Below are 21200 nucleotides of genomic sequence, written 5' to 3' on the forward strand. Positions count from 1 at the left end.
GATCTGAGCGATCTTAATTGGACGTTTTCTGACGAAATCGTGCTCCTGATCATCAAATAACGGCGCACAGATCCGTTACAATTTCAGATCGGTCAAAATTTCGAAAATAGCGGCCGTGACATCCGTCGCTCATGCGCCGGGAGGCTATCACAAACCCCGGGGTGGTCACGAATCTGCAAAAAAACACCTCAGATTCGCCGCGGCGAATCTGAGGCGCTATTACTTTAGCTAAGGCTAAGGGTTTACTACCCCTGATCCCCCTGCTACCCCTGCTTCCTTCTTCTCTTTCGGCTTCGGCGCCTGTTCCATCGCTTGCTGCCCTCTAGTTTGCAGTGAAGCAAGCGCCTCATCAAGCGATTTTTTATCATCGTACACGCTCTTGAGTTCCTCCTGGGCGATCGTCATGAAGTTCATGTAGAAATCCTGAGGCAGCTTGTCGTAATCCTTATACATGTTGGATTGCGCCGGCTTCAGGCTATAGAAGGCTTTCATATTACGCTCGCTGTCATCCTTCAAGTAATTTGTGCGAATCGGGAAGCCGCCATTTTGAATCTTTGACACGACCCTGGCATAATCCTCTCCTGTAATATAGCTAATAAAATCTTTAGCCGCCTCGATGTTAACAGACTTGGAATTGATTGCGAAAATTTGGTTAAACGATATATTATTGCTCTCATCCGGACTTTCCGGATTGACGGGCACGGTGACCATATCCCAGTTTTGAATGGCCCTGTCCGGCACCATCTTCTGCGCTTCCTTGATTTGCTCCATCAGAAATGAGCCCTCAAGCTTCATTCCTATTTTTCCGGCAACGAACGGATCCCGCAGCAGGTGATCCTCGTAAGTCTGACGGCCTGAACTGGAGGAATACGGATCATCCGTATAGAGCGCTCCGGATTTCAATCCCGACAAAGCGGTCTGAAAAACTTTTTTCCATGCGGCCGTATCGACTGTAACCTGCTTGCTTGTAGGGTTGAACATATTCAGATTCTGTGACGATCCAAGCATCATTCCCAATTGGAAAAACTCGCTGTTGTAGCCGAGACTCAAGCCATATACCCGTTTATCCTTCGCCCCGTCTGTCGGAAAGCGCTGTGCGAGTTCAAACACCTTTTCCCAGCTCATCCGATCTTCGGGCAGCGGTATGCCATGTTGATTGAATAAGTCCTTGTTGTAGTAAATAACCTGACTGTAGAAATTGGTGGGAAGTCCATACACCTTTCCGCCCCCCAGCTCTCTGGCATAATCGAGCAGACCTGGAATAAGCGTTTCTTTTTTGTAAGCTTTATCTTCCGTCAACGCATCCAATTCTAGCAGCTTACCGTCCTCGGCATATTGGGTCACCTGGTCCGGGGAGAGCATCAAAATATCCGGCTGCTCCTCCGCAACAAATTTATCGAACTCCGCTTTCCAATCGATCTCTTCATCAGAAGGCCCCATTTGACGCTGCTGGGTCACGACGGTAATGTCCACTTCTGGATGAACCGCTGAATAGACCATCCCTAACTGGCTGAAAAAAGATCTTTCATCGTAATACATCACCTTTAGCGACGTGCTTTCCGCCTCTTTCGGTGAACCGGCTCCCCCCAGGCTGCAGCCCGACAATACAACTGACATCGTTAAAGCGCCAATCAAGCCAATACGTCCAAAACCTTTCAACTCATCCTCTTCCTTTCCAGTAAGAAGTAATTTTTTCCATGGTTATTATTGTACCATATGGAATCTACTATTTCCTACTATTTGGAAGATTGTCTTTAAACGAGTCCATAGCGAAAAAATACAAGAAATAAAAGAACGATCAGAATGAATAAAATCCATCCCCAAAATGACAGACCAGCAAAAAAGTCCACCAATGAACTAAAATTAAATAAAATAATGAGCCCAATAAGTAAAACTACTATGCATAAGAGGATGAACTTGAACAGTACTTTTTTTCTTTTATTCATCACTTGGTCACTCCCTTTACTAAATGACTAAAAGCGATCGAAAAATACTCGATCGCTTTTTATTTTAGAGATATCTTTATGCACACATTGCGGTACATAAAGCTACACAAGAGAGGAATGCAGGAGGTATTTCAATTAATCCGGCACAAGTCGTGACACAGAGCCAACAGTATACTCTTGGCTGAACATCCCCATCCCCAAAATGGTAGTTTCCATCTTTAACAACAACTACATCAGTAAATCCCGTTGAATTATGCATAACGGCTTTATAGTCTGTATCGGATTTATACAACAGAAAAACTACATTGATCTGACCAGAGGAATTTTCTCTTACAACCGTCTCTTCCGGTTTTAATTGATATCCAGCAGTAATAGCAGAGTTGATGTAATCCATAGTATTTTGGTCTGCCAATGCTGTAGCAATTGCCGCGTCTTTTTCAGTTTGAGATAATTGCGGAAGGGTATCTCCGCTATTCCCAGCACAACCACAGCCGCTTGTAATATCTTTATTACTGTTGGTTGGATCAGCAAAAGCAGAAGCAGAAAAAACCATAGAAAGCAAAAAAACTAAGGCCAAAAGGGATGAGAGTTTAAAAGTTCGGTTCAACATTCACAACACCTCAAAATGTAAAATATGGAATATGCGGGTTGATATTCCCGACAATTCCCATTTTAACATAGCGCGTCATCAATTCCTACCCTTTTTTTAGAAAAATTACAAAAATCACCTTTTCATCCTTTCAAAAAGCTTTCGCTGATAGCCTTATACCACGCCTCCGCCATCTTATCATAGCCTTCGTCGGTTGGGTGCACTCCGTCCCGCAAGTCGCTTAGCTCCAGCGCATCGTGAAGATTGACTAGCTGAAATCTTGTTTCATTCCTTGCCTCGATGACCGCTTTCAACCTGCTATTAAAGGCATTAACCTCTTCTTCCAGCCCATTGATCGGAATTAATGTAGCGATGTAGAGCCTGCCTTCATTCGCCATTCCTGCGATTATTCTCGGCTTGCTGATGGAGGGCGACAGCTACCCCTATGAAATGATGCAAGAAATGAAAGAACGGGAAATGCACGTTTATATTAAAATGCACTACGACACTTTTTATTAAGCGATCGATCAATTGAAAAGGACGGTTATATCGAAGCGGTAGATGTCGTCAGCGACGGGAACCGGCCGGTAAGAACCATTTATCGGATTACCGATACCGGTCGAGCTCTGTTTCAGAAGCTGCTGCTGGAAAAAATACAGGAAGAACCCCATCTAAATCATCCGTTTTTTGCATCGATGATATTTGCCCAGTACGGAGATCAGGACAAAATCGCAGATATTTTGGAGCGCAAGATCATACGTTGGGAGCAAGAAGTCGAAAGAATGAAAGCGATGTACGTGGAGCATATTCCTATCGTTTCCCGCGCCACGCTGCATATGATGTGGGTCGGTTACGAATATATGTTGACCGAGCTGAACTGGGTGAAAAAGGCTGTACGCGGATTGCGTGGCCGGGCGTCTGAACGAAAAAAACGCTCCGCTCAATCTAAAGCCGTTTCAGCTGACGGAAGAAGATTAGGTCGTTCTTCAGCAAGAGCGGACATTATTCATGAGCCGAGGTTTTCTCCTGACATCGTTAGCAAATGCTGTATACTTCGAAACGATAATTGATGATGATTTTGCAAGAACCGAGCAGTTGCAGTGCCTGATCCACCGGACAATTGGTAAGCGTTTGCGTCTTTTCACAATTGTCGCACATCAATCGATGGTGATGGCGCAACAAGCAACTCGCTAGAATTTCAGCCCGTATGTTTGGATTGGCTGTAATGCAAGCGCCGTTATCATCTAACGGATGCAACCGATACTTTGCTCTCCGTTTGTACGGGCAGCAATTTACCAACGACGGAGTATAGCATTTCTGCCAATAAAATGGCTCCGGCAACGTCTAACACTACATGCTGTTTCACTAGTACGGTTGATGCAATAATGGCCCACGAAGTTACAAATATTAACATTCGCGAAAATTTTGACAAATTTGTACAGTCTGACATCCCCTTCAATATTAAATAGCTGGTTAGGACATGAGTACTAGGAAAACAATTATAAGGATTGTCGTTTTGGTAGACTAAACTGACAAGCGAATATAGTAGCCCATGATCGGTAATCAGCGGGCGAGTGATCTGCGTTTGAAAAAAGGAATACGTTATACAACAAACGGCCAGGCCAAGACATAAAGTGATCAGAGTTTGATAATATGCTCTTCTTGTTTTGACGAAAAATACGACAAGCATAGCGAAAATAAAAGGGTACCAAATCAAATAAGGAATAACAAAAGCAGGAACAAAAGGAATTCGTTCATCCAGATCTGTCATTAAACTGGAGACATTTGGTCCGCCATGATTCAATATTCCATAAAAAAGGTTGAAGACGGGAATCACCATTAACCACAACAACGGCATATACTCTGAAATTTTACTTCTCATACCACTTTATCTCCTTTTATCTCGATCACATCCCCTATCATTGAATTTTCTTCGCGATCGGTAACAACGGATTGTTTGCTTTCCGCTTGCACAGGCAATAATTTACCAACGACGAAATACAGCACCTCTGCTAATAAAATGGCTCCAGCAATGTCTAACAAAAAATGCTGTTTCACAAATAAGGTTGAAATAATAATGGTCCACGAAGTTATAAATATCAGTAATCGCGAAGTTTTCGACAGAGTTGTGCAATCTGACATCCCCTTCAGCATCAAATAACTGGTTAGGACATGAATACTTGGAAAACAATTATAAGGATTATCGCTGTAAACCAGACTGACGAGCCAATTAATAAACCCATCGCCGGTAATTGTCGGGCGAATGATCACAGTTTGATAAAAATAATAAGTTATATAACACGCGACAAGGCCCAGACAAAGAGTGATCAACGTTTGATAATATACCCTCCTCATTTTTATAAAAAAAACAATAAGCATAGCTAAAATAAAAGGGTACCAAATCAAATAAGGAATAATAAAAGCAGGAACAAAAGGAATTCGTTCATCCAGATCTGTCGTTAAACTAACGACGTTAGGTCCGCCATGATTCAATATTCCATAAAAAATATTTAAGACAGGAATAACCAGTATCCATAACAAGGGCTTATAACCTGTATTTGTATTTCTCATGCCTTTCTCCTTTTTCCGATATACACCTCAAAGATGGTGGAATGCCATCGGAATATTTTTTTTCGACTTCATTATTTGTAGCAAATAAAAACAAAGGCCGGAAAGATATTTAGCGGAACAAATTTAATGTCTACCTTAGAAAAATGAGATTGCAGCTGCTTTTTCATATTCAGTGAAAATTGAAAAGTAATAAAAAGTCCACCGGGTTTCAAACTTTTGAGAACCTCATTTGTAATCTGTATTGTTAATGATTTGGGGAATACGGTAAAAGGAAGACCGGAAATGATAACATCAGCATATTTCTCTCCCGCTTCGTACAAGGAAGACGATAGATGTTCAGCCCTCGTGTGGTGAGAAAAGGCTGGATATTGCTGTAAAAGTTGATTACTCAAATGTAAATTTTTCTCAAATATATACGCCCGACTCCCCTTTTTCATTTTTTGTTTAATACATTTCGTAAATACTCCTGTACCGGCGCCAAGTTCAACGATGACCTCGGCATCATCCCAATGCACTGGAGCAACCATAGCTTTGGCTAAAAAAATTGAACTTGGCGTAATACTCCCGATGACACGCGGATATTTTATGAACTGATAAAAAAATTGCAATTTTTGGAGACTCATTTGTCTGACTCTTCCCCTTTTCATTATGGTAGTAATGATTATAAGAAAAAAATCTGAAATATGAGTTAGGTTTTTCTGAAATATTAGTTAGGTTTTATCTGAAATATTAGTTAGGTTTTATCTGAAATAATATCTGAATTATCAGGCTTGGACATTCGTCACGGGAACAAGCGAATTTGTTATTGTCGGATTGCTATCCGAAGTTGCATCCGATTTGGAAATAACAATCTCGTCGGCAGGTGCGCTTGTATCCGGGTTTGCCTTTCGGTTGCCGTCGGCACGCCTATCGTGACTGTTCTTGTCAGCCGTTATCCGGCATATTCGCTTTTTGACCGTGAGCTGTGCATACAGAAATTCACCTGGGATAGCAGCGGTTTTCCAAGCTTCGGCCACCCGATCCCGTCCGGCGTCCTTCAGAGCCTCCCTTCAGGAGAGGAAGGCAGGACGGTGTTTTTCGATAGCTTCGAGGATGGCAATGCCAATGGATGGACGACGGACGGCGATTCATGGGCAGTCATTAAACCTGTCGGCCATTCCTATGAATACGCGATGCTCTCAAATGGCTACAACCTGTCGGCCGCCGGCGGCAACTGGACGGACTATCTCGTCCAAGCGGCCATCCTGCTGACCAGTGACACTCAGGGCGCAGGCGCCGGAATTCTTGGCCGCGTCGTTGACAACAATCATTTCTATCAGCTGGAAATCTACAATTATAACGGGACTAAAACATGGCATTTGAATAAAAATGATGGCGGCGTATGGTCTGAGCTTGCTTCCGGTCCCTTCAACTACTCAACTAATTATTACTACTACTTAAAAATGGTCTTGGCCGGGAGTTCGATTACCGCCTATATTTTGTCGGATGGCGGCGCGACCTATCAATATTTGGGAGCCGCTTCGGACAGTTCCTTCACCTCCGGTAAAATCGGGACCCGGGGAACTTTACAGCCCTATCGCATCGATAATGTACAGGTTCAGTTGAAAGAGTGATGACAATGCCCCTGATTCGCCGCGGCGAATCAGGGGCTGCTGTTTCAGCTATCCTGTTGGCTTTGTTGAAACGCTTGCGCTTGCAGAAGAAAAGCAATGTCCGAAACTAGCAAATTGGCAAAAGAAGAATCGATATGTTTGCCGGAGTGCGTCATAATAAACTCGGTCAGGCCGTTCAACTTTTTCACGGCTTGTTTTGGCTCTGCCTTTTGCGCTGATGATATTTTCGCCAGCAGGCTGCTTGCTATGCCGTTATTTTTGATCAAGCCTTCCTGCCAGCCGCTAGTCACGATTTTATCCAGCTGGCCAAGCGCAGGCACGACACGGATAGCACCTAATTTATACCATCCGTCTTCTGTCATGATGTCTTTTACGGCCAAACGGATGGCCGGCTTATTTTGTTTGCTGCTGTCGACAATCGCGACGGCCAATTCATAGGTGCCACCAGGGATCCCATTCAAGTCCAGCTTACCGGTATAGTTGTAATTTTGCCCTTTTATCCAATCGGCAGGCTCGGCCTCATCGATTGACATATAGACGGGGCTGCCTGTCATTCGATCCAGCAGGGCAAAGGCTACTTTATATTTATGGCCCCAATTCGGCACATCGTTAGGCAGCTTGCCTGCTGCGGCATTTTTCCATGAATGGTACAGCGGATACGACTGTCCGGAAAGCATCGCAGCCGGGTAAGCAACATCGTCCAAGACCAGGCGATAGCCTCCCTGCAGCGCAAACTGCTCAACTAAATCGGGATGATTCGTTACCCATTCCTTGACATCCTCCGGATGCCGCAAATCCAATGTATTGGCATGCGTGTAAAGCGCATCATCCACGACCCGCGCCAGCATGTCATGAATCGGCCTCGTGTTCCCGTCGCAGGATTCTGGCCATGAGACGAAGCTCTGGTAGCAATTTTCGGCAAATACAGGAACCTTCGGCCAATGGGTATTGATCAGATCCTGCGCCGCCCGTGGAAAATAAACAGGGCTGCCGTAGCTGTCTCTGCGGATCATGAAGCCCTGCTCATCCAGCGCCCAATCCTGCAGCCGCAGCTCAAAGGAATTGCCGTACTGCATGCCCAGCAATACATGCTTGAACTCGCCGGCGTACAAATTGCTGATCCACTTGAACGTATCCTCCTTTTCCTCTGCGCTCATCTTTTGGTTAAAGGTGTACATTTCCCCCCACCAGCCGAGACTGCCTCCGTCAATATAATCAACGACATCCGGATTATCATACTGCTTGGCGAATGCGGCAACGAAATTTTCAAACTTCTGTCTGAACACCGGATCCGTTACATACGGCGTCTTGAAGTTAGGATTGGATGCAGCGGCTACTCCTTCTGCTCCGGCATCGAACACAAACTGCGGCGTCGCCTGCATATGGACGTCTTGACTGTCGACCACGATGCGAAACGCCAGCTTCAGCTTGCGCTCCAAGGCCATGTCTACCAGCTTTTTATAATTTTCATCCACATTCCATGCATAAGCTCCTTCTGCCGGTTCCATGCGGGACCAGGGCACCCGGATATAGAGGATGCTTGCCGCGTCCCTGTAAGGATCAACCGCCTGCCAGTACGTATCGGCGTCGATCAGCGGTCCGGAAAATTCCTCGACATACATCGCCCACCCCATCGCCGGATTTTTAATGATGCCCGTCTTATCTTCCACAGGAGCAAACAAAGCGTACTCAGCTGGTGGCACGCCGGGAACCGTAACCTGCAAAGGAGAAGTGAGCGCCCTCGATTGATCGGCTCTGCTCACGACCTCAAGAATGAGCGTAACGGTCGCCGCATCCTGCCTGGGCGAAATCGTTCCGTCAAGGGAAATTCGCTCCTCTTGATCGGTAGAGTGAATCCGTATATCAAACCCGTCATGCACGGGCAGCTTCAGCTGTGTTTGCCCTCTGGCCGGCTGCTCGAGCGAAACAATCGCTTGCGCAGCCGCCTCGGACGTCCACAGCAATACGCCCCAAACTTTCAGCTCAATGATCGCAAACCCCTCCCATACCAGATTCGCTTCCTTTATATGCAGCCGAATTTTTGCCGCTTCAATCTCGGGAATGACAATATCGACCGCCTCAGCAGTTTGCTCGTTCATCTTCCAGTCAATCGCAACGTCTGACCGAGCTGTTTGCCACTTCATTCCGTCAAAATACTCAATGTCCATTTTGGTAATGCCTTGGCCGGGACCGTAGTTGGTGAGCAGCGTCAGCTTGCTCGTCCTCACTTTTTTGTTGCCCCAATCGAGCACAATATCTTGAGGCAGCTCGTGATTGCCGGTCGCCCAGCCGAATGTATCGTTGCCGTCAATAATATTGAGGATATCGTTTTGCCCCGTCACCGAAGTCGTGCTTGCTTTCGCTTGCAGCGCAACATTCGAATCCTCTTCCGCCCCGCCAGACGCGGCGAGAGCCGGGCTGTTCAGCAAGCACGTAAACAACATGGCGCAAACTATTAATCCGGAAACGAATTTCTTCACTTTGACATCCCTTCCCTTCATAAATAAACAGCTGCTCGATTTCTTAACACTACTCCTTCACACTGCCAATCGTAATTCCTTTGGTAAAATGCTTCTGCAAAAACGGATAAACCAGCATAATCGGCAGCGCGCCCAAAAATATTTGCGCCGTGCGCAATGTCTGTTCACTCAAATTTTGCAGCACATTCAAATCGTCAATGCCAATCATCGATTTGTTCATCGAGGTGACAAGTGTCGACAAATAAGTTTGCAGCGGATAGTGCTCCGGCGCGTTGAGGTACAAAATACCGTCAAACCATGAGTTCCAATGCCCGACAATCGTAAACAGCAGAATAGTCGCGATGGCCGGCTTGGAGACCGGCAAGTAAATGCTCCATAGAAGCTTCCAATGACCGGCGCCGTCCATTAAGGCCGCCTCCTGCAAATCCTTGGAAATGCCCCTGAAAAAATTAAGCAGCATGATCATGTTCCATACGTTCAAAGCTCCCGGTACAACCAGAGCCCAAATCGTATTCATCAGCCCTGTTTCTTTGACGACGATATAGGTCGGAATCAAGCCGCCGCCGAAAAACATCGTAATGGCAAAAAACCATACATAAAAGGTGCGAAAACGAAATTGCCTGACCTCCTTTGACAGCGGATAAGCCGTCAGTACCGCCAGCAGCATATTTATGACCGTGCCGAGCACGACCCGCTCCAGCGAGACGCCCAAAGAGCGGATGAAATCAACCTTTTGCCCAAGAAAGCGGTAGGCTTCAAGCGTAAAGCCTCGGGGCCACAGCGTTACTTCGCCGGCCAGCACCGCCGTATTGGAGCTTAACGAAACCGCCAACAGATGGATAAACGGGATGATCCCGAGCAGTGTAACGGCCGATAACAGCAAGTAATTGCCTGCTATAAAGGCTCTTCTAGGAAACGATTCTTTGTAAACCAAGCCGCATCACCCTAATTCTATTAAAATATCCGGTAGTTGCTGAACCGGTAAGCGGTCCAATACGATACACCGACGAGCAGAGTGGAAATAACGGATTTGAACAGCCCGATGGCCGCAGCCGGCCCATATTGCTGATCGAATATGCCCATTCGGTAGACGAAGGTATCGATAACGTCGGCACTTTGATAAACCGTCGGATTGTATAAAATCAAAATCTGCTCAAACCCGGCATTCAATAAACCGCCCAAACTTAAAGTCGTCAGCAAAATAATAATCGGCACCATGCCGGGTAGCGTAATATGCAGCATTTGCTTCCATTTGCCCGCCCCGTCCACTTCGGCCGCTTCATACAGATTGGGGTTAATGGCCGTTATGGCAGCCAAAAAAATTATCATATTGTAGCCCATGCCCTTCCAGACGTCGGAGCCGACCAATATCGCCCGAAACCAGCCGTTGCTGCCCATAAACATGACCGGCTCAAAGCCGAAGGCGCCAATCAGGCTGTTGACCGGTCCTTTAAGCGAGAAAATTTCGAACAGTACGCCGCCCAGTACAGTCCAGGACAAGAAAAAGGGCAAAAAGACGCTCGTTTGCATCGTCCGCTGAAACCATGATTTACGCACTTCATTTACAAGCAATGCTAGCATTAAAGGAACGATCAGCCCGAAAATAATTTTTAATACGGCAATGATGAGCGTGTTCCATATGACCTGCAGCGTATCGGGAAGATTGAATACAAAGTGAAAATTATCGAAGCCGATCCATTTCGACTTGATGAAACCTAACGTCGGCTTAAACTTCTGAAACGCCATCACGATGCCGGCCATAGGACCGTAAGCGTAAACAAGCGTTACGATCATGCCCGGAATAAGCATAAGATGCATGGGGAGTTCCGCTTTTGCCTGTCCGAGCTTCAATATTTTTTTATGCATGGAATTGTTCCTCCGCTTTAGGGATGAGTCAGCCGGCTAAGAGGAGACGGGAAAGGCTTTAAAGCCTCCCCCGCCCTGGCATGACTTATTTCGCAGCAAGCTTCTCATACCACTCGTTGACTTCATCCGAAATATCGTCTCCACCAAGCTTTTTCCAGCTTTCCACATATTTATCGAATTCACTGATTGGGGAACCGACAATAATTTTCATAAACGTTTCATCCGTCAATTTTTCCAGTGAAGCGCCCTTTTCCACCTGGGTCGGCGTTGGCGGGCCCGCATATTCATTGAACACGACCGGCATTTCTTTAATTTTCTGCGTCAGTCCCCAGCCGCCGTTTTCATCAACCCGGCTCGTATACGGCCCCCAAAAACTTTGGTCGCCGTCCAAATATTTTTTGGCTTTGTCGTAGAGGCCTTGCAATTTAGGATCGAGATTGTCCGCATTCCCGGCCTTTAAAGCGGCATTGACCGCCGCATACCCGTCGGCAATATCCGTCGGATTGTAGAACCGGGGCTCATACCAGTTGTACACAAATCCGTTCTCCGGCTTATTGACGTCTCGATATTTCGGTTCCTCCAGCTCCAAATAGAAATTCGCCATTTTCACCAAAGCTTCCGGATTTTTCATCTCTTTATTGGCCACGATCACCTTGCTGAGCCTTAACTTTGGCACCAGCGGAACGCCTTGCTTGCCTTCAAATGAAGGCAGCACATACGGTTTCCAATCCGCTTCGGGCTCTTTGTCGCGATTTAAGTTAAGCGGCCATTCGGGATACCACCATTCGCCAAAGGCGATGCCCACCTTGCCGGCCACTACGTCCTCCACCACTTTATTAATATCTTTAAAAGCGAACTCCTTGTCCAAAATTCCATTGTTGTACCATGATTGCAGCTTTTCAAGCGCCTGCTTCGTTTCCGGCTGAATCTCGCCCGCCGCCAGCTTGCCGTCCTTATCTTTTATCCATGCCTTCGGATAGGCGCCCATCGTATGGAACAGCCCTCGCGCATCAAAGCCCCAGCTAATCAGCTCTTTGTTCATGGCAATTCCGAACGTATCGTTCTTGCCATTCTTGTCCGGATCCTGCTTGACGAATGCCTCCGCGACCTTTTCCAGCTCCTCCAACGTCGTCGGAACCTCCAAATTCAGGTTCTTCAGCCAATCGTTGCGGATCCATAATATTTGCGTCGATAAATACGGGTCCTCAAAGCCCGGCAGCCCGCGAATTTTGCCGTCCTCGTCTTTGAACATGCTTAGCGTAGCGCCGCCGTCCTGCTCCACATATTGCTTCAAGGTCGGGGAAGCATAGCGGTTGTAAGCGTCCGTCAGATCGGCAAGCAGGCCGTCTTCCTTAAACTTCTCAAAATCGCTGGCGCTGACCGCCATAACGTCAGGCAAGTCTCCCGACGCGACGGAAAGCGAAAACTTTTGCGCAAATTGATCCGCCGGCACGCTCCATAAATATTTCAGCTCAATGTTCAGCATTTCTTTTAGTTTTGTAACATAGCTGTTCGTTTCCGGTGTCGTGCTGGCCGGCGTCTTCGGATCCTGGGGAGGAGAGGTGCCAATTACCTGCGTTACGGTAATCGTCTCCGGATATTTGCTGAGCGGATCGGCCGCTTCATTTTGCGTTCCCGTTTCCGCTGTCTGGTTGTTCTGCTCTGCCGGCGCCGGTTCGCTCGGTGTGTTCTGCTGATTCTGACTGGAGCAAGCCGCAGCAAGCATAATGCTCATTGAACAACAAGACATAAGCAGCATCGTTCCGAATTTTCGTTTCATTCTGTAGCCCCCTTTTGTTGAGTTGCAGCTGTTACTCCCGCTCTTCACCATTAATTCTAATTGCTCATAAAAGCGCTTACTATCTCTTTATCTTTACATTCTTTTACTTGGTTTACTTATCCGCCGTTTACAGACCGCTCCCTGAACTCCTGCGGCGTCATGCCGGTCATTTTTTTAAAAAAGATCGTAAAGTAAGACGGGGATGTAAAGCCGAGCGCACTCGCAATGTCTTGAATTTTCATCCTGGCATTTCCAAGCATCGTCCGGGCCGCCTTCAACTTGGAATCGTGAATGTAGCCGGAGACGTTGCGTCCTGTCTGCTGCTTATAGAAACGGGAAAAATAAGACGGATTCATGTAGACGACATCCGCAATTTTAATCAATGACAAGTCCTCGCTCAGATGGGCATCGATGAACTGATGAACTTTTTCGATCAGCTCATGCATCCCTTTCTCCTGTTTTTTATCGTTTTGAACGCAAATCGCTTGCCCCAATGACAGGAAATACCGCTCCTCGCCCTCCCAATCGGCAGGCATGTCCAAATGGAACAACCGAGTTAAATCCATGCCCCCGTCCCCTTTCAGCGTAAGCTCCAGCTCAAGAGCTAAGGACATATAAAGCAAAAGCAGCTTCAAATATTTGCGCATGCCGTCCGCGTAGCTGGCCGCAGCATCCTGTTTGATAAACCGGAACATTTGACCGCAAGCCTGCTGCGCCTGCTCGCCGCTGCCATCCCGCAAAGCGCGCTCCAAATGCTCAAGCAGCCGCTCATAATGCTCATTATCGGACAACCGCTTTAAGGTCGGGTTGAACAGATGCGGGTCTGCGGCAATGCTTAAATCGATAAGCGTCATGTTCGGGGCGAGCCAATTTCGCATTTCCATGTAAGAACGCATAAATTCAAATTCGCTGTGCGCATCTTGCCAAGCGACCGGGCCTCTGGACAGCAGGAAAGTCAGATCGGCCCCCAGTTTTTCCTGACAGATGTTCTGCACGAACTCAAGCATGCCTTTCAAATATTCCGCCGTTGCTTTCCAGTCCGTCATTTTTCCTTCCCGCATTAACCGCTCCGCGGTAGCGGCAGGCTGAATAAACCAGACGAGCTGCGAGCGCTCATAGACGACCTCCTCGGCTGCCAATAGCGGCGTGAGCGCCGACCGGAACACATTTTGCACCGCATAATGGAGCTCCAGCTTATGCTCATACGTCAATTCCCGCGCAAAATTCCGGACATAACCGGTGAGTAGTAAAACCGGCTCCCGCATATTGATTTGCATCTTTTGCTCATCAAGCTGCGCATGGAGTATCAGCCCTTCTGTCCGTTCCCCCGCCAAAATTCCTTCGAAATATTGTTTGCGCAGATAAGGCTGATAAGCCGACACCTTGCTCGCCGCTTCTTCCAGCAGCTGTAGCTTGCTTTTTTCCTCGTCCAGCTTGCGGACAACGGTCTCCACCGCCGCGATTAACACCTCATCCTCCTCATCCTTCAGCAAATAATTTTCTACATTTTTCTGAAAAGCGCTGTAGGCGTAATCAAACTCGCTGTATCCCGTCAAAAAAATAATTTTGCAAGCCGGCCAAAAAACTAACAGCTCGTCGATCAGTTGAAACCCGTTTTTCTCCGGCATGCGAATATCGCTGAGCACTATATCCAGCTTCATTTTTTTCGCTGCTGCTATCGCTTCATCGGCGCAAGTCGCCTGCCAGACATCCAGCTCCAGCCGCTCGCATTCCGTGAATAACTGCGCCAGTCCCTCTACAATTGCCGGTTCATCGTCGATAATAAGCAGTCTATACATCTGACTCCCTCCCGTTAATATCAATGATCAATTCCGCGCGCAGCCCGCCAAGCAAGCTTCGGGATACGGTTATGCCGCTTTCGCTGCCATATTTAAGCCGGATTCGGCGATTAACATTTAAAATTCCGGTTGTTTCCGTTAGGCCAAACGGGTTCATCAATCGTTCCTGCAACTGGGCGATTTGCTCGTCTGCCAATCCGGCTCCGCTATCCTCTACCGTTATATGGAGCCGGCTGTCGAGCCAGACTCCGATACACAGTGTACCGCCCTTGGAACTATGCTCAAAAGCATGCTCGAATGCGTTTTCAATGATCGGCTGAATGATCAGGCGCGGAACCATAAAATACCGCAGCTGCTCCGGAAGCTCCTCATATTGAACATCAATCCGGTTCGAAAAACGAATGCGCTGTATCGCGCAATAATCAAGGGCATTCCGATATTCCATATGCAGCTGGACCTGATCGGAGCCGTTCCTCGTAATAAAACGGTAATAGCTCGCCAATTTCTGAGCCAGCGTTGCCGCATTGTCATGGTGGCCGGACTTGCTTAACCGGTAAATATTATAAAAACCGTTATATAAAAAATGAGGATTGATTTGCGACTGCAGCTGTTTAAGCTCCGACTCCTGCAGAGCGATTCGCTGCTCGTAGTTTTGCTGGATGGAAGTTTTCAATTTCTCCAGCATTTTGCCATAGCTTTCATAAAGATAATCAAACTCGTTTTCGTTTCTGGATGGAAGGGAGAGGTGAAGATAATCGATTTCCGTCTTTCTGAACGATTGCTTCAATTTGTTAAGCGGGACATGAATCATCCGATTGACCGAAAAGGCAAAAATGACGATAACGACAATCGATACCGCGGATAAGATGACATACCAGGCGTTATACTTTTTTAGCGGCCCTGTCAATTCCGCTTCAGAAATATACGTGCACAGCTTCCAGCCAAACGCTTGCAGCGGTGTAACCGTTAACAAATATGGCTGGCCGTCCATTTCGAGCGATATGTAACCGGGAATTTCGTTCGCATCAAAAGTTTTCAGCTTATCTGATACCGACTGGATTAAAGCGGCGTCCGCCTTTTCATAGACGACCGGGCGGCTTGGAGCTTCACCGGCAATAATTGCCGTACCCGTCTTGTTGTTTTGCTGCACGAGCTGCTGAAGCATTTGTTTAAAACGGCCGGCGGACAGCTCAATATAGGAGATCAGGTTTCCATTATTTGCTGATTTGAGCAATATCAGCTTATCCTGTGAATAATAGACGGCTTTACTCTTATTCCCGCCCATCATAGTCAAGACTTCATCCCATTCCCGATTGGGAAGCCTGCTGACATTATTGCCGGTTGAAATCGTTTTGCCATAAGATTTTATGTATACACCGGCATTGACGATTAACGGGCTGGCATTTTGAACGGTAAGCAAATTCTCGTTTATTTTTTTCACAATTTGAATCTCTTCAAATGTTTCCAGTGAATCCGATTGAAAACCGAGCTTCTGCAAATCCGAGTCATTCAGCAATTCGAGCTGGCGGGTCCGGATAAATTCAAACTGGTTGTCCAATTGCTTGGCATAGAAAGCGGCATTCGCGAGGATTGAGTCAACAATTTGCTTTTTGGCATGCGAAAAACTGACATAATTAATGCCTACATTTATCGCATAGACCGGAACAATGAGAACAAAAAAGACTAGAATAATTTTATGGTAAACAAAGAGCTTTTTAGAATGCCGGAAACTGATACGCACGTTTTATTCCACCCCTGTCCTGGATCTTTGGCCGCAACTGCTGCATCGTTGCCATCATAGCACAAAAATGAGGAATCGGTGTGAAAATAAATATTGTTTAAAAAAGAGGGTTGACAGCTAGGTTGTATCCCTTGGAAAGCTTGCTCATCTCGTAAGCCAAAAACGAAAAGAACTAGGCTTCACCCAGGAAACACTCGGAGAACAAACGAGCATTAACAAAGATTTGATAAGCAGGCTGGAGCGAGGGACGTTCTTCCCTTCCATCAATCAACTGAATGAGTTAATGCGCGCCCTACAGTTTCAGGTCGCCGATATTGCCGAAGAGGAAGAGGAAAATAAGGTATTTGTGGCCTTGATGGGCAGCGCACGAACTGAAGCCGAGCGGGCAGGATTCGATCAGATGATCTCCATGATGCTCTGCCTGAGAAAACATGACCGGTTAAGAAAAAAGAAAGATGAGGGTGCGTTGTGTTAACCGAACAAGATCTTTATAAAATAGAGGAATTGGCGAAAGACAAGCGTCGCGCCTATGATCTGGGAATGGGTCCGCTCGGCGATAATATGTTTAAAGTCATTCGTTCGCTCGGCATTCAGCTCGTCCGGGTTCCGATTTCAGACGAGCAAGGAAATGACATTGACCCGTTCGCCGCCTTATATTTGTCCTCCAAAGAAAAAGAGCATGCCATTTGTTATATCGGAATCAACACGACCGAATACTGGGATAAACAGCTTTTTGCATTGGCGCATGAGCTGTATCATCATTATGAATCTTCTGATCGGTTTGTATTATGCAGAGGACTTGATAACACCAGCGAAATCCGGGAACTTAAAGCCAATCGGTTTGCCGCTGAGTTCTTACTCCCCACAGAACGCTTGATTCATGAGGTAAAAGAAAAAAACAGGGGCAAACTCAAGCTCGATACTTGGTCACAAACCAGCTTGCTTCGCTTTGTTGCCGAGCTGCATTGCGATTACCGGCTACCCTACAAAGCCATCGTTCGTAGACTTCATGAAATCCAAGCGCTCAGCAGCGGCTTGCTTCAGATGCTCCTTCACATGGATGCCCGAGATCCCGACGGTTTGTATTGGACAATAGGAACCAACATCAGTCCAGGGATATTTGCTCAACTCAACAGCAGGACGAGAACGTTCGGAGTGGAAGGCGAGAACCTGGGAAAGCTGATTGACAATTATGAGGATGGTTTCATTTCGTTGCAGGAGCTTTCCGAAGATTTGCATCTGTTCGAAAAATCGCTTGAGGATTACAAACTGATCGAAGAAAATGCCTTGGACGAGAATGATTTATCCCTCTTGTACGAGGGGGATGAAGGTGAAAGTTGATACTAGCGGCATCAACCCGGGCCTGTACCCTTTGATCCCTTGCTTTTTTAGCTATCCATCTATCCAAGAATGTAACCTCAACAGCGCCCCATCTAAAAGGGCGCTGTCGCGGTTTAAGAAACTGGGTAAACCTGCGAATCATTGTTGGAGTTGCTCTTTGATTAATCTTGCGATTTTGCTGTCCGCTTGTTTGGCAACATCTTCAATCTAATAAGATTTGAACCCGAAAACCCTTATTCGGCTCAAAATGGGGCCTTGTGTGGCGTAACGAATCTACCGATCGTTATTCACCGAAATCGGCCGCTTTTCCGCCTTTTTCCCTCCAAATAAGGTGTGTCTGATTCGTTACACGCTGAGCAAGCCGATTTATTGGCCAATAGCGTGTCTCAGGTTCGTTAAGCCCCACTCGTCAACGTAGTGAGTGCATTCGTAACAGCATGACCGTCGCTTCCGCTCGCACCGCCGTTTCATTCGGTACAAAACGGTTCTGGCCGCGGCCATCCACAATGCCAAGCTCGCGAATCGCTCCCGCCGCGCCTCTCGCCCATTGCGGAATCGCTTCGTCATCGGCAAAGCCGGTCGGAGCCTTGGCGTTAATCTGCAGCTTGAGCGCTCTGGCGATCATGACTGCCATCTCCGAACGGGTAATGTGAGCATTCGGACGGAAACTGCCATCTGTATATCCGTTTACAATCCCCAATTGTACCGCCTGCGCAACGGCTTGCTTTGCCCATGCGCCGATTTGATTCTGATCGGTGAACGTCAACGCGGCACCTGGCTCCTCCAATTTCAAAGCGCCTGCCAGCATGACCGTAAACTCGGCGCGCGTGACGGGATTATTCGGTTTGAATGCTCCGTTCGGATTACCGCTGACGATACCTTTCGCCGCGGCGTGCTTGATGTCGATTTCTGCCCAGTGTCCGGCGATATCAGTAAACGAGATCATCGGTGGTTCAGGTTCTTCCGGTTTAGGCGTTACTAGGTCAATAGAGAGCGTATATGTTTCCCGGGAGCCGTCTTCCGCCTGAACGATCAGCGGAATGATATTCGCTCCTTCCTGCAAGTCAATCTGGATGCCGTCACCCAGCGCCTTCCCGTGCCATGTCACTTTGGAAGCCGCATGATCCGCAATCACTTTCACTTCAATTTGTTTCGCTTCCGTCTCAGCCTTATACGCGTAGATGTTTGCCGAAAACGACGGCGTAAGGGAAACACGTTTACCTGCCGTCCAGATTTCCAGTGCTTTCAGATTGGTATTGCTGGACAAATACCAGCCGCCCCCCGAGCTTCCGCCTGAATCATTGCCGCCAGAGGAAGGACGCGAGCGCGTTGAGGCCGTTTTTGTTAATCCGACTGCACTTTCGTTCCCCGCCTCATCATAAGCCGTGACTTTGAACGTATAGGTGGTGTCTGCGGACAAGCCCTCGACGATAGCTTCATTTACGTCACCGCCTACCGTTTCGCGATTGATGCCGTCGACGTAAATCCGGTAGCCGGTCACACCTACATTATCCGTGGCGCTTGGCCAGGATAGCTTCATGCTTGTCTGCGTGATCTCCGAGACGGTCAGTTCACTGCCTTCTGGCCATTCTGGCGCTTCGCTGTCAGGATCAGTCGGCTCGGGCAACGTGGTCGCCTCCGCGATCAATCCTGGCTCGCTCTCGTTACCCGCCTCATCATAGGCTGTAACTTTGAACCTATAGCGTGTGTCCGCGGTCAAGCCCGCGATGGTAACATCATTTACGTCGCTGCCTACCGTTTCGCGCTCGATGCCGTCGACGTAAATCCGATAACCCGCTACCCCGGCGTTATCTGTCGCACTTGGCCACGATAGCTTCACTTTCGTCTGCCCTACATCCGACACGGTCAGCTCGCTGCCTTCCGGCCATTGCGGCGCTTCCGTGTCCGGTTTTGGCGATGCTTGCGGCTTGACCGTGACCGCTGCGGAAAAATCGCTTTCCACTCCATCAATAATCGCCGTTACAGCAAAAGTATAATCGACTCCGTTTGTTAACCCTGAGACCGTGTAAGTGGCAGCCGAGACTCCCTCTGCAACTTTCTGCCAATCGTTCAGATCTTCAGGCGCCCCATTCCCTTCATATCGATATACCGAATAGAGAGCACTCTCCACCTCAGACCACGTTAAGGTTACTTCCCCGTCTCCCGAGATGGCTTGCAGATTGCCGGGAGCAGGCGGACTCGGTCTTTCACTGCCGCTTATTCGGATGATTTGATCCGCTGAAAACGGGATCGCCCAAACATATTCTCCGTCTGAAACACTCGTAAAAAAGGAACTAAGACCCTTGTTAAATCCCTCCGGCCAATTCCCATGCAACGTTGCTTCACCTGTATTTGGATCTATACGCATAAATGCATTCTCATTGTATGGAATCAACCAAACCGCTTTTCCGTCATAGAACATGGAATTGTATGAAGAAGGGAACGGTTGAACCCCTTCCGGCCAGATCTCATATTTTGACATTTGCCCGGTCGAGGAATCAATCGCGATGACATACTCTGTTGTAAGAGGCGCCATCCAAATGCGTTTTCCGTCATAGGCCCCCCCAATAAATGTTGTCGTATTCAGGTTTACACCTTCCGGCGCATCATCGTAACCCGTCATTTCTTTGGTCACGGTATTAAACTTGACAACTTGATTGGCTTCATAAGGAAGCATCCAGACGTTCTTTCCGTCAAACACACTTGATTCAAATGCCAGTCTGTTTGCTCCCCGCCGCAAACCTTCAGGCCAGCCGCTGTAACCCTTCATTTCTCCTGTAGTGGGATTCAGTTCGACAAGTGCTTCCGCCTTCTCAGGAACAAGAATGATTGACTCTCCGTCAAAATATCCCCCCGAAAACTTATAATCCGCTGTGTTGACCCCCTCAGGCCAGGTATTATAGCCCCTCATTTCCCCCGTCTCCGGGTTGAGCTGAACGACCATATTCGCATCGAAAGGAATGAGCCAGATTGACTTTCCATCGAAGACTCCGCCATGAAAAGCCCCGTTGGCAAAACTATCCGGACCCGGATCATAACCTTCAGGCCATGCATTATATCCCGTCATCTGTCCCGTCTGCGGCTCGAATCTTATAATGCGGTCGGCACGATAAGGAATCATCCAGATATTTTCTCCATCGTAAACAGCGCCTGAAAAAGCCTGAGGCCCTTTGGTAAATCCTTCGGGCCAATTGTCATAGGCGGTCATTTCGATATCCTTGCCCATTGGAGTGGAGTTGATTACACCACTGTAGCTTCTTCCACTTTGGTTGAACACCTGCCCGTCTTCCAATTCAATAGGAACGGTGGAAAGCATACGCTCAGAAGCATAAGCTGTCCTCCCCATATTCATCGTTGCCATCATGACGGCTCCTAGCAGGAGGACAATGATCCATCTCTGCACTGTGTGGCTCAACTGCTTTTTTTCTGACTTGACCGCTTGCATGCTGCACGCTCCGTTCATGCTTTTTCGAG

The 21200-nt window shown here is 47.5% G+C and carries 16 protein-coding genes and 1 pseudogene; 4 read left to right on the forward strand and 13 right to left on the reverse strand.

Features of this window, described 5'->3' with window-relative positions; all coding sequences use genetic code 11:
* Positions 1-234: 234 nt before the first annotated feature.
* The 3 genes from ACFQ0N_RS31940 to ACFQ0N_RS31950 form a co-directional block, all read right to left on the reverse strand.
* Positions 235-1659 (reverse strand): ABC transporter substrate-binding protein, encoded by a 1425-nt coding sequence (locus ACFQ0N_RS31940; protein ID WP_379334166.1) that lies wholly within the window; start codon positions 1657-1659, stop codon positions 235-237.
* Between the two features lie 363 nt (positions 1660-2022).
* A complete protein-coding gene (locus tag ACFQ0N_RS31945; protein ID WP_379334167.1) occupies positions 2023-2556 on the reverse strand; it encodes a hypothetical protein in 534 nt (177 codons plus the stop codon).
* Positions 2557-2678: 122 nt separating this feature from the next.
* On the reverse strand, positions 2679-2933 hold the full coding sequence (locus ACFQ0N_RS31950) for an SGNH/GDSL hydrolase family protein (RefSeq protein ID WP_379334168.1): 255 nt from the start codon (positions 2931-2933) through the stop codon (positions 2679-2681).
* A 384-nt stretch (positions 2934-3317) separates the two neighbouring features.
* Between ACFQ0N_RS31950 and ACFQ0N_RS31955 the strand changes: the two genes are divergently transcribed.
* Entirely contained in the window at positions 3318-3605 is a 288-nt protein-coding gene (locus ACFQ0N_RS31955) for a hypothetical protein (protein WP_379334169.1), read from the forward strand.
* A gap of 170 nt (positions 3606-3775) precedes the next feature.
* Here the strand turns inward: ACFQ0N_RS31955 and ACFQ0N_RS31960 are convergent, their stop codons facing one another.
* The 3 genes from ACFQ0N_RS31960 to ACFQ0N_RS31970 all read right to left on the reverse strand — a co-directional run bounded on the left by ACFQ0N_RS31960 (position 3776) and on the right by ACFQ0N_RS31970 (position 5729).
* Positions 3776-4417, reverse strand: coding sequence for a phosphatase PAP2 family protein (locus ACFQ0N_RS31960; protein WP_379334170.1), 642 nt, complete (start codon positions 4415-4417; stop codon positions 3776-3778).
* Complete coding sequence (locus ACFQ0N_RS31965; RefSeq protein ID WP_379334171.1) at positions 4414-5106, reverse strand: phosphatase PAP2 family protein; 693 nt, start codon at positions 5104-5106, stop codon at positions 4414-4416. The genes ACFQ0N_RS31960 and ACFQ0N_RS31965 overlap by 4 nt, the downstream gene beginning before the upstream one ends.
* A 71-nt stretch (positions 5107-5177) precedes the next feature.
* Positions 5178-5729, reverse strand: coding sequence for a class I SAM-dependent methyltransferase (locus tag ACFQ0N_RS31970; protein ID WP_379334172.1), 552 nt, complete (start codon positions 5727-5729; stop codon positions 5178-5180).
* Between the two features lie 288 nt (positions 5730-6017).
* Here ACFQ0N_RS31970 and ACFQ0N_RS31975 point away from each other — a divergent pair, with 288 nt between their 5' ends.
* Positions 6018-6719: a hypothetical protein gene (locus ACFQ0N_RS31975; RefSeq protein ID WP_379334173.1), complete on the forward strand. Its 702-nt coding sequence runs from the start codon at positions 6018-6020 to the stop codon at positions 6717-6719.
* Positions 6720-6763: 44 nt separating this feature from the next.
* Here the strand turns inward: ACFQ0N_RS31975 and ACFQ0N_RS31980 are convergent, their stop codons facing one another.
* The 6 genes from ACFQ0N_RS31980 to ACFQ0N_RS32005 all read right to left on the reverse strand — a co-directional run bounded on the left by ACFQ0N_RS31980 (position 6764) and on the right by ACFQ0N_RS32005 (position 16385).
* Positions 6764-9199 carry a DUF4832 domain-containing protein gene (locus ACFQ0N_RS31980; protein ID WP_379334174.1) on the reverse strand — a complete coding sequence of 812 codons (2436 nt, stop codon included), beginning with the start codon at positions 9197-9199 and terminating at the stop codon, positions 6764-6766.
* Positions 9200-9248: 49 nt separating this feature from the next.
* Positions 9249-10133 carry a carbohydrate ABC transporter permease gene (locus ACFQ0N_RS31985; RefSeq protein WP_379334175.1) on the reverse strand — a complete coding sequence of 295 codons (885 nt, stop codon included), beginning with the start codon at positions 10131-10133 and terminating at the stop codon, positions 9249-9251.
* Between the two features lie 20 nt (positions 10134-10153).
* Positions 10154-11065, reverse strand: coding sequence for an ABC transporter permease (locus ACFQ0N_RS31990; RefSeq protein WP_379334176.1), 912 nt, complete (start codon positions 11063-11065; stop codon positions 10154-10156).
* A gap of 85 nt (positions 11066-11150) precedes the next feature.
* Complete coding sequence (locus tag ACFQ0N_RS31995; protein ID WP_379334177.1) at positions 11151-12845, reverse strand: extracellular solute-binding protein; 1695 nt, start codon at positions 12843-12845, stop codon at positions 11151-11153.
* A 116-nt stretch (positions 12846-12961) separates the two neighbouring features.
* Positions 12962-14644 carry a response regulator gene (locus tag ACFQ0N_RS32000; protein WP_379334178.1) on the reverse strand — a complete coding sequence of 561 codons (1683 nt, stop codon included), beginning with the start codon at positions 14642-14644 and terminating at the stop codon, positions 12962-12964.
* Positions 14637-16385: a sensor histidine kinase gene (locus ACFQ0N_RS32005; RefSeq protein ID WP_379334179.1), complete on the reverse strand. Its 1749-nt coding sequence runs from the start codon at positions 16383-16385 to the stop codon at positions 14637-14639. Before ACFQ0N_RS32005 ends, ACFQ0N_RS32000 begins: the two co-directional genes overlap by 8 nt.
* A 151-nt stretch (positions 16386-16536) precedes the next feature.
* Between ACFQ0N_RS32005 and ACFQ0N_RS32010 the strand changes: the two are divergent.
* Positions 16537-16860: pseudogene (locus ACFQ0N_RS32010) on the forward strand (helix-turn-helix domain-containing protein); the annotation flags it as partial.
* Complete coding sequence (locus ACFQ0N_RS32015) at positions 16854-17726, forward strand: ImmA/IrrE family metallo-endopeptidase (RefSeq protein WP_379334180.1); 873 nt, start codon at positions 16854-16856, stop codon at positions 17724-17726. The pseudogene ACFQ0N_RS32010 and the gene ACFQ0N_RS32015, both read left to right, overlap by 7 nt.
* Positions 17727-18135: 409 nt before the next feature.
* On the opposite strand, the gene ACFQ0N_RS32020 is transcribed toward ACFQ0N_RS32015, so the two are convergent.
* Complete coding sequence (locus tag ACFQ0N_RS32020; protein ID WP_379334181.1) at positions 18136-21087, reverse strand: S-layer homology domain-containing protein; 2952 nt, start codon at positions 21085-21087, stop codon at positions 18136-18138.
* Positions 21088-21200 lie beyond the last annotated feature (113 nt).

Origin of the sequence: Paenibacillus sp. GCM10027626, from assembly GCF_042676285.1 — a bacterium.
GTDB lineage: Bacteria > Bacillota > Bacilli > Paenibacillales > Paenibacillaceae > Paenibacillus_Z.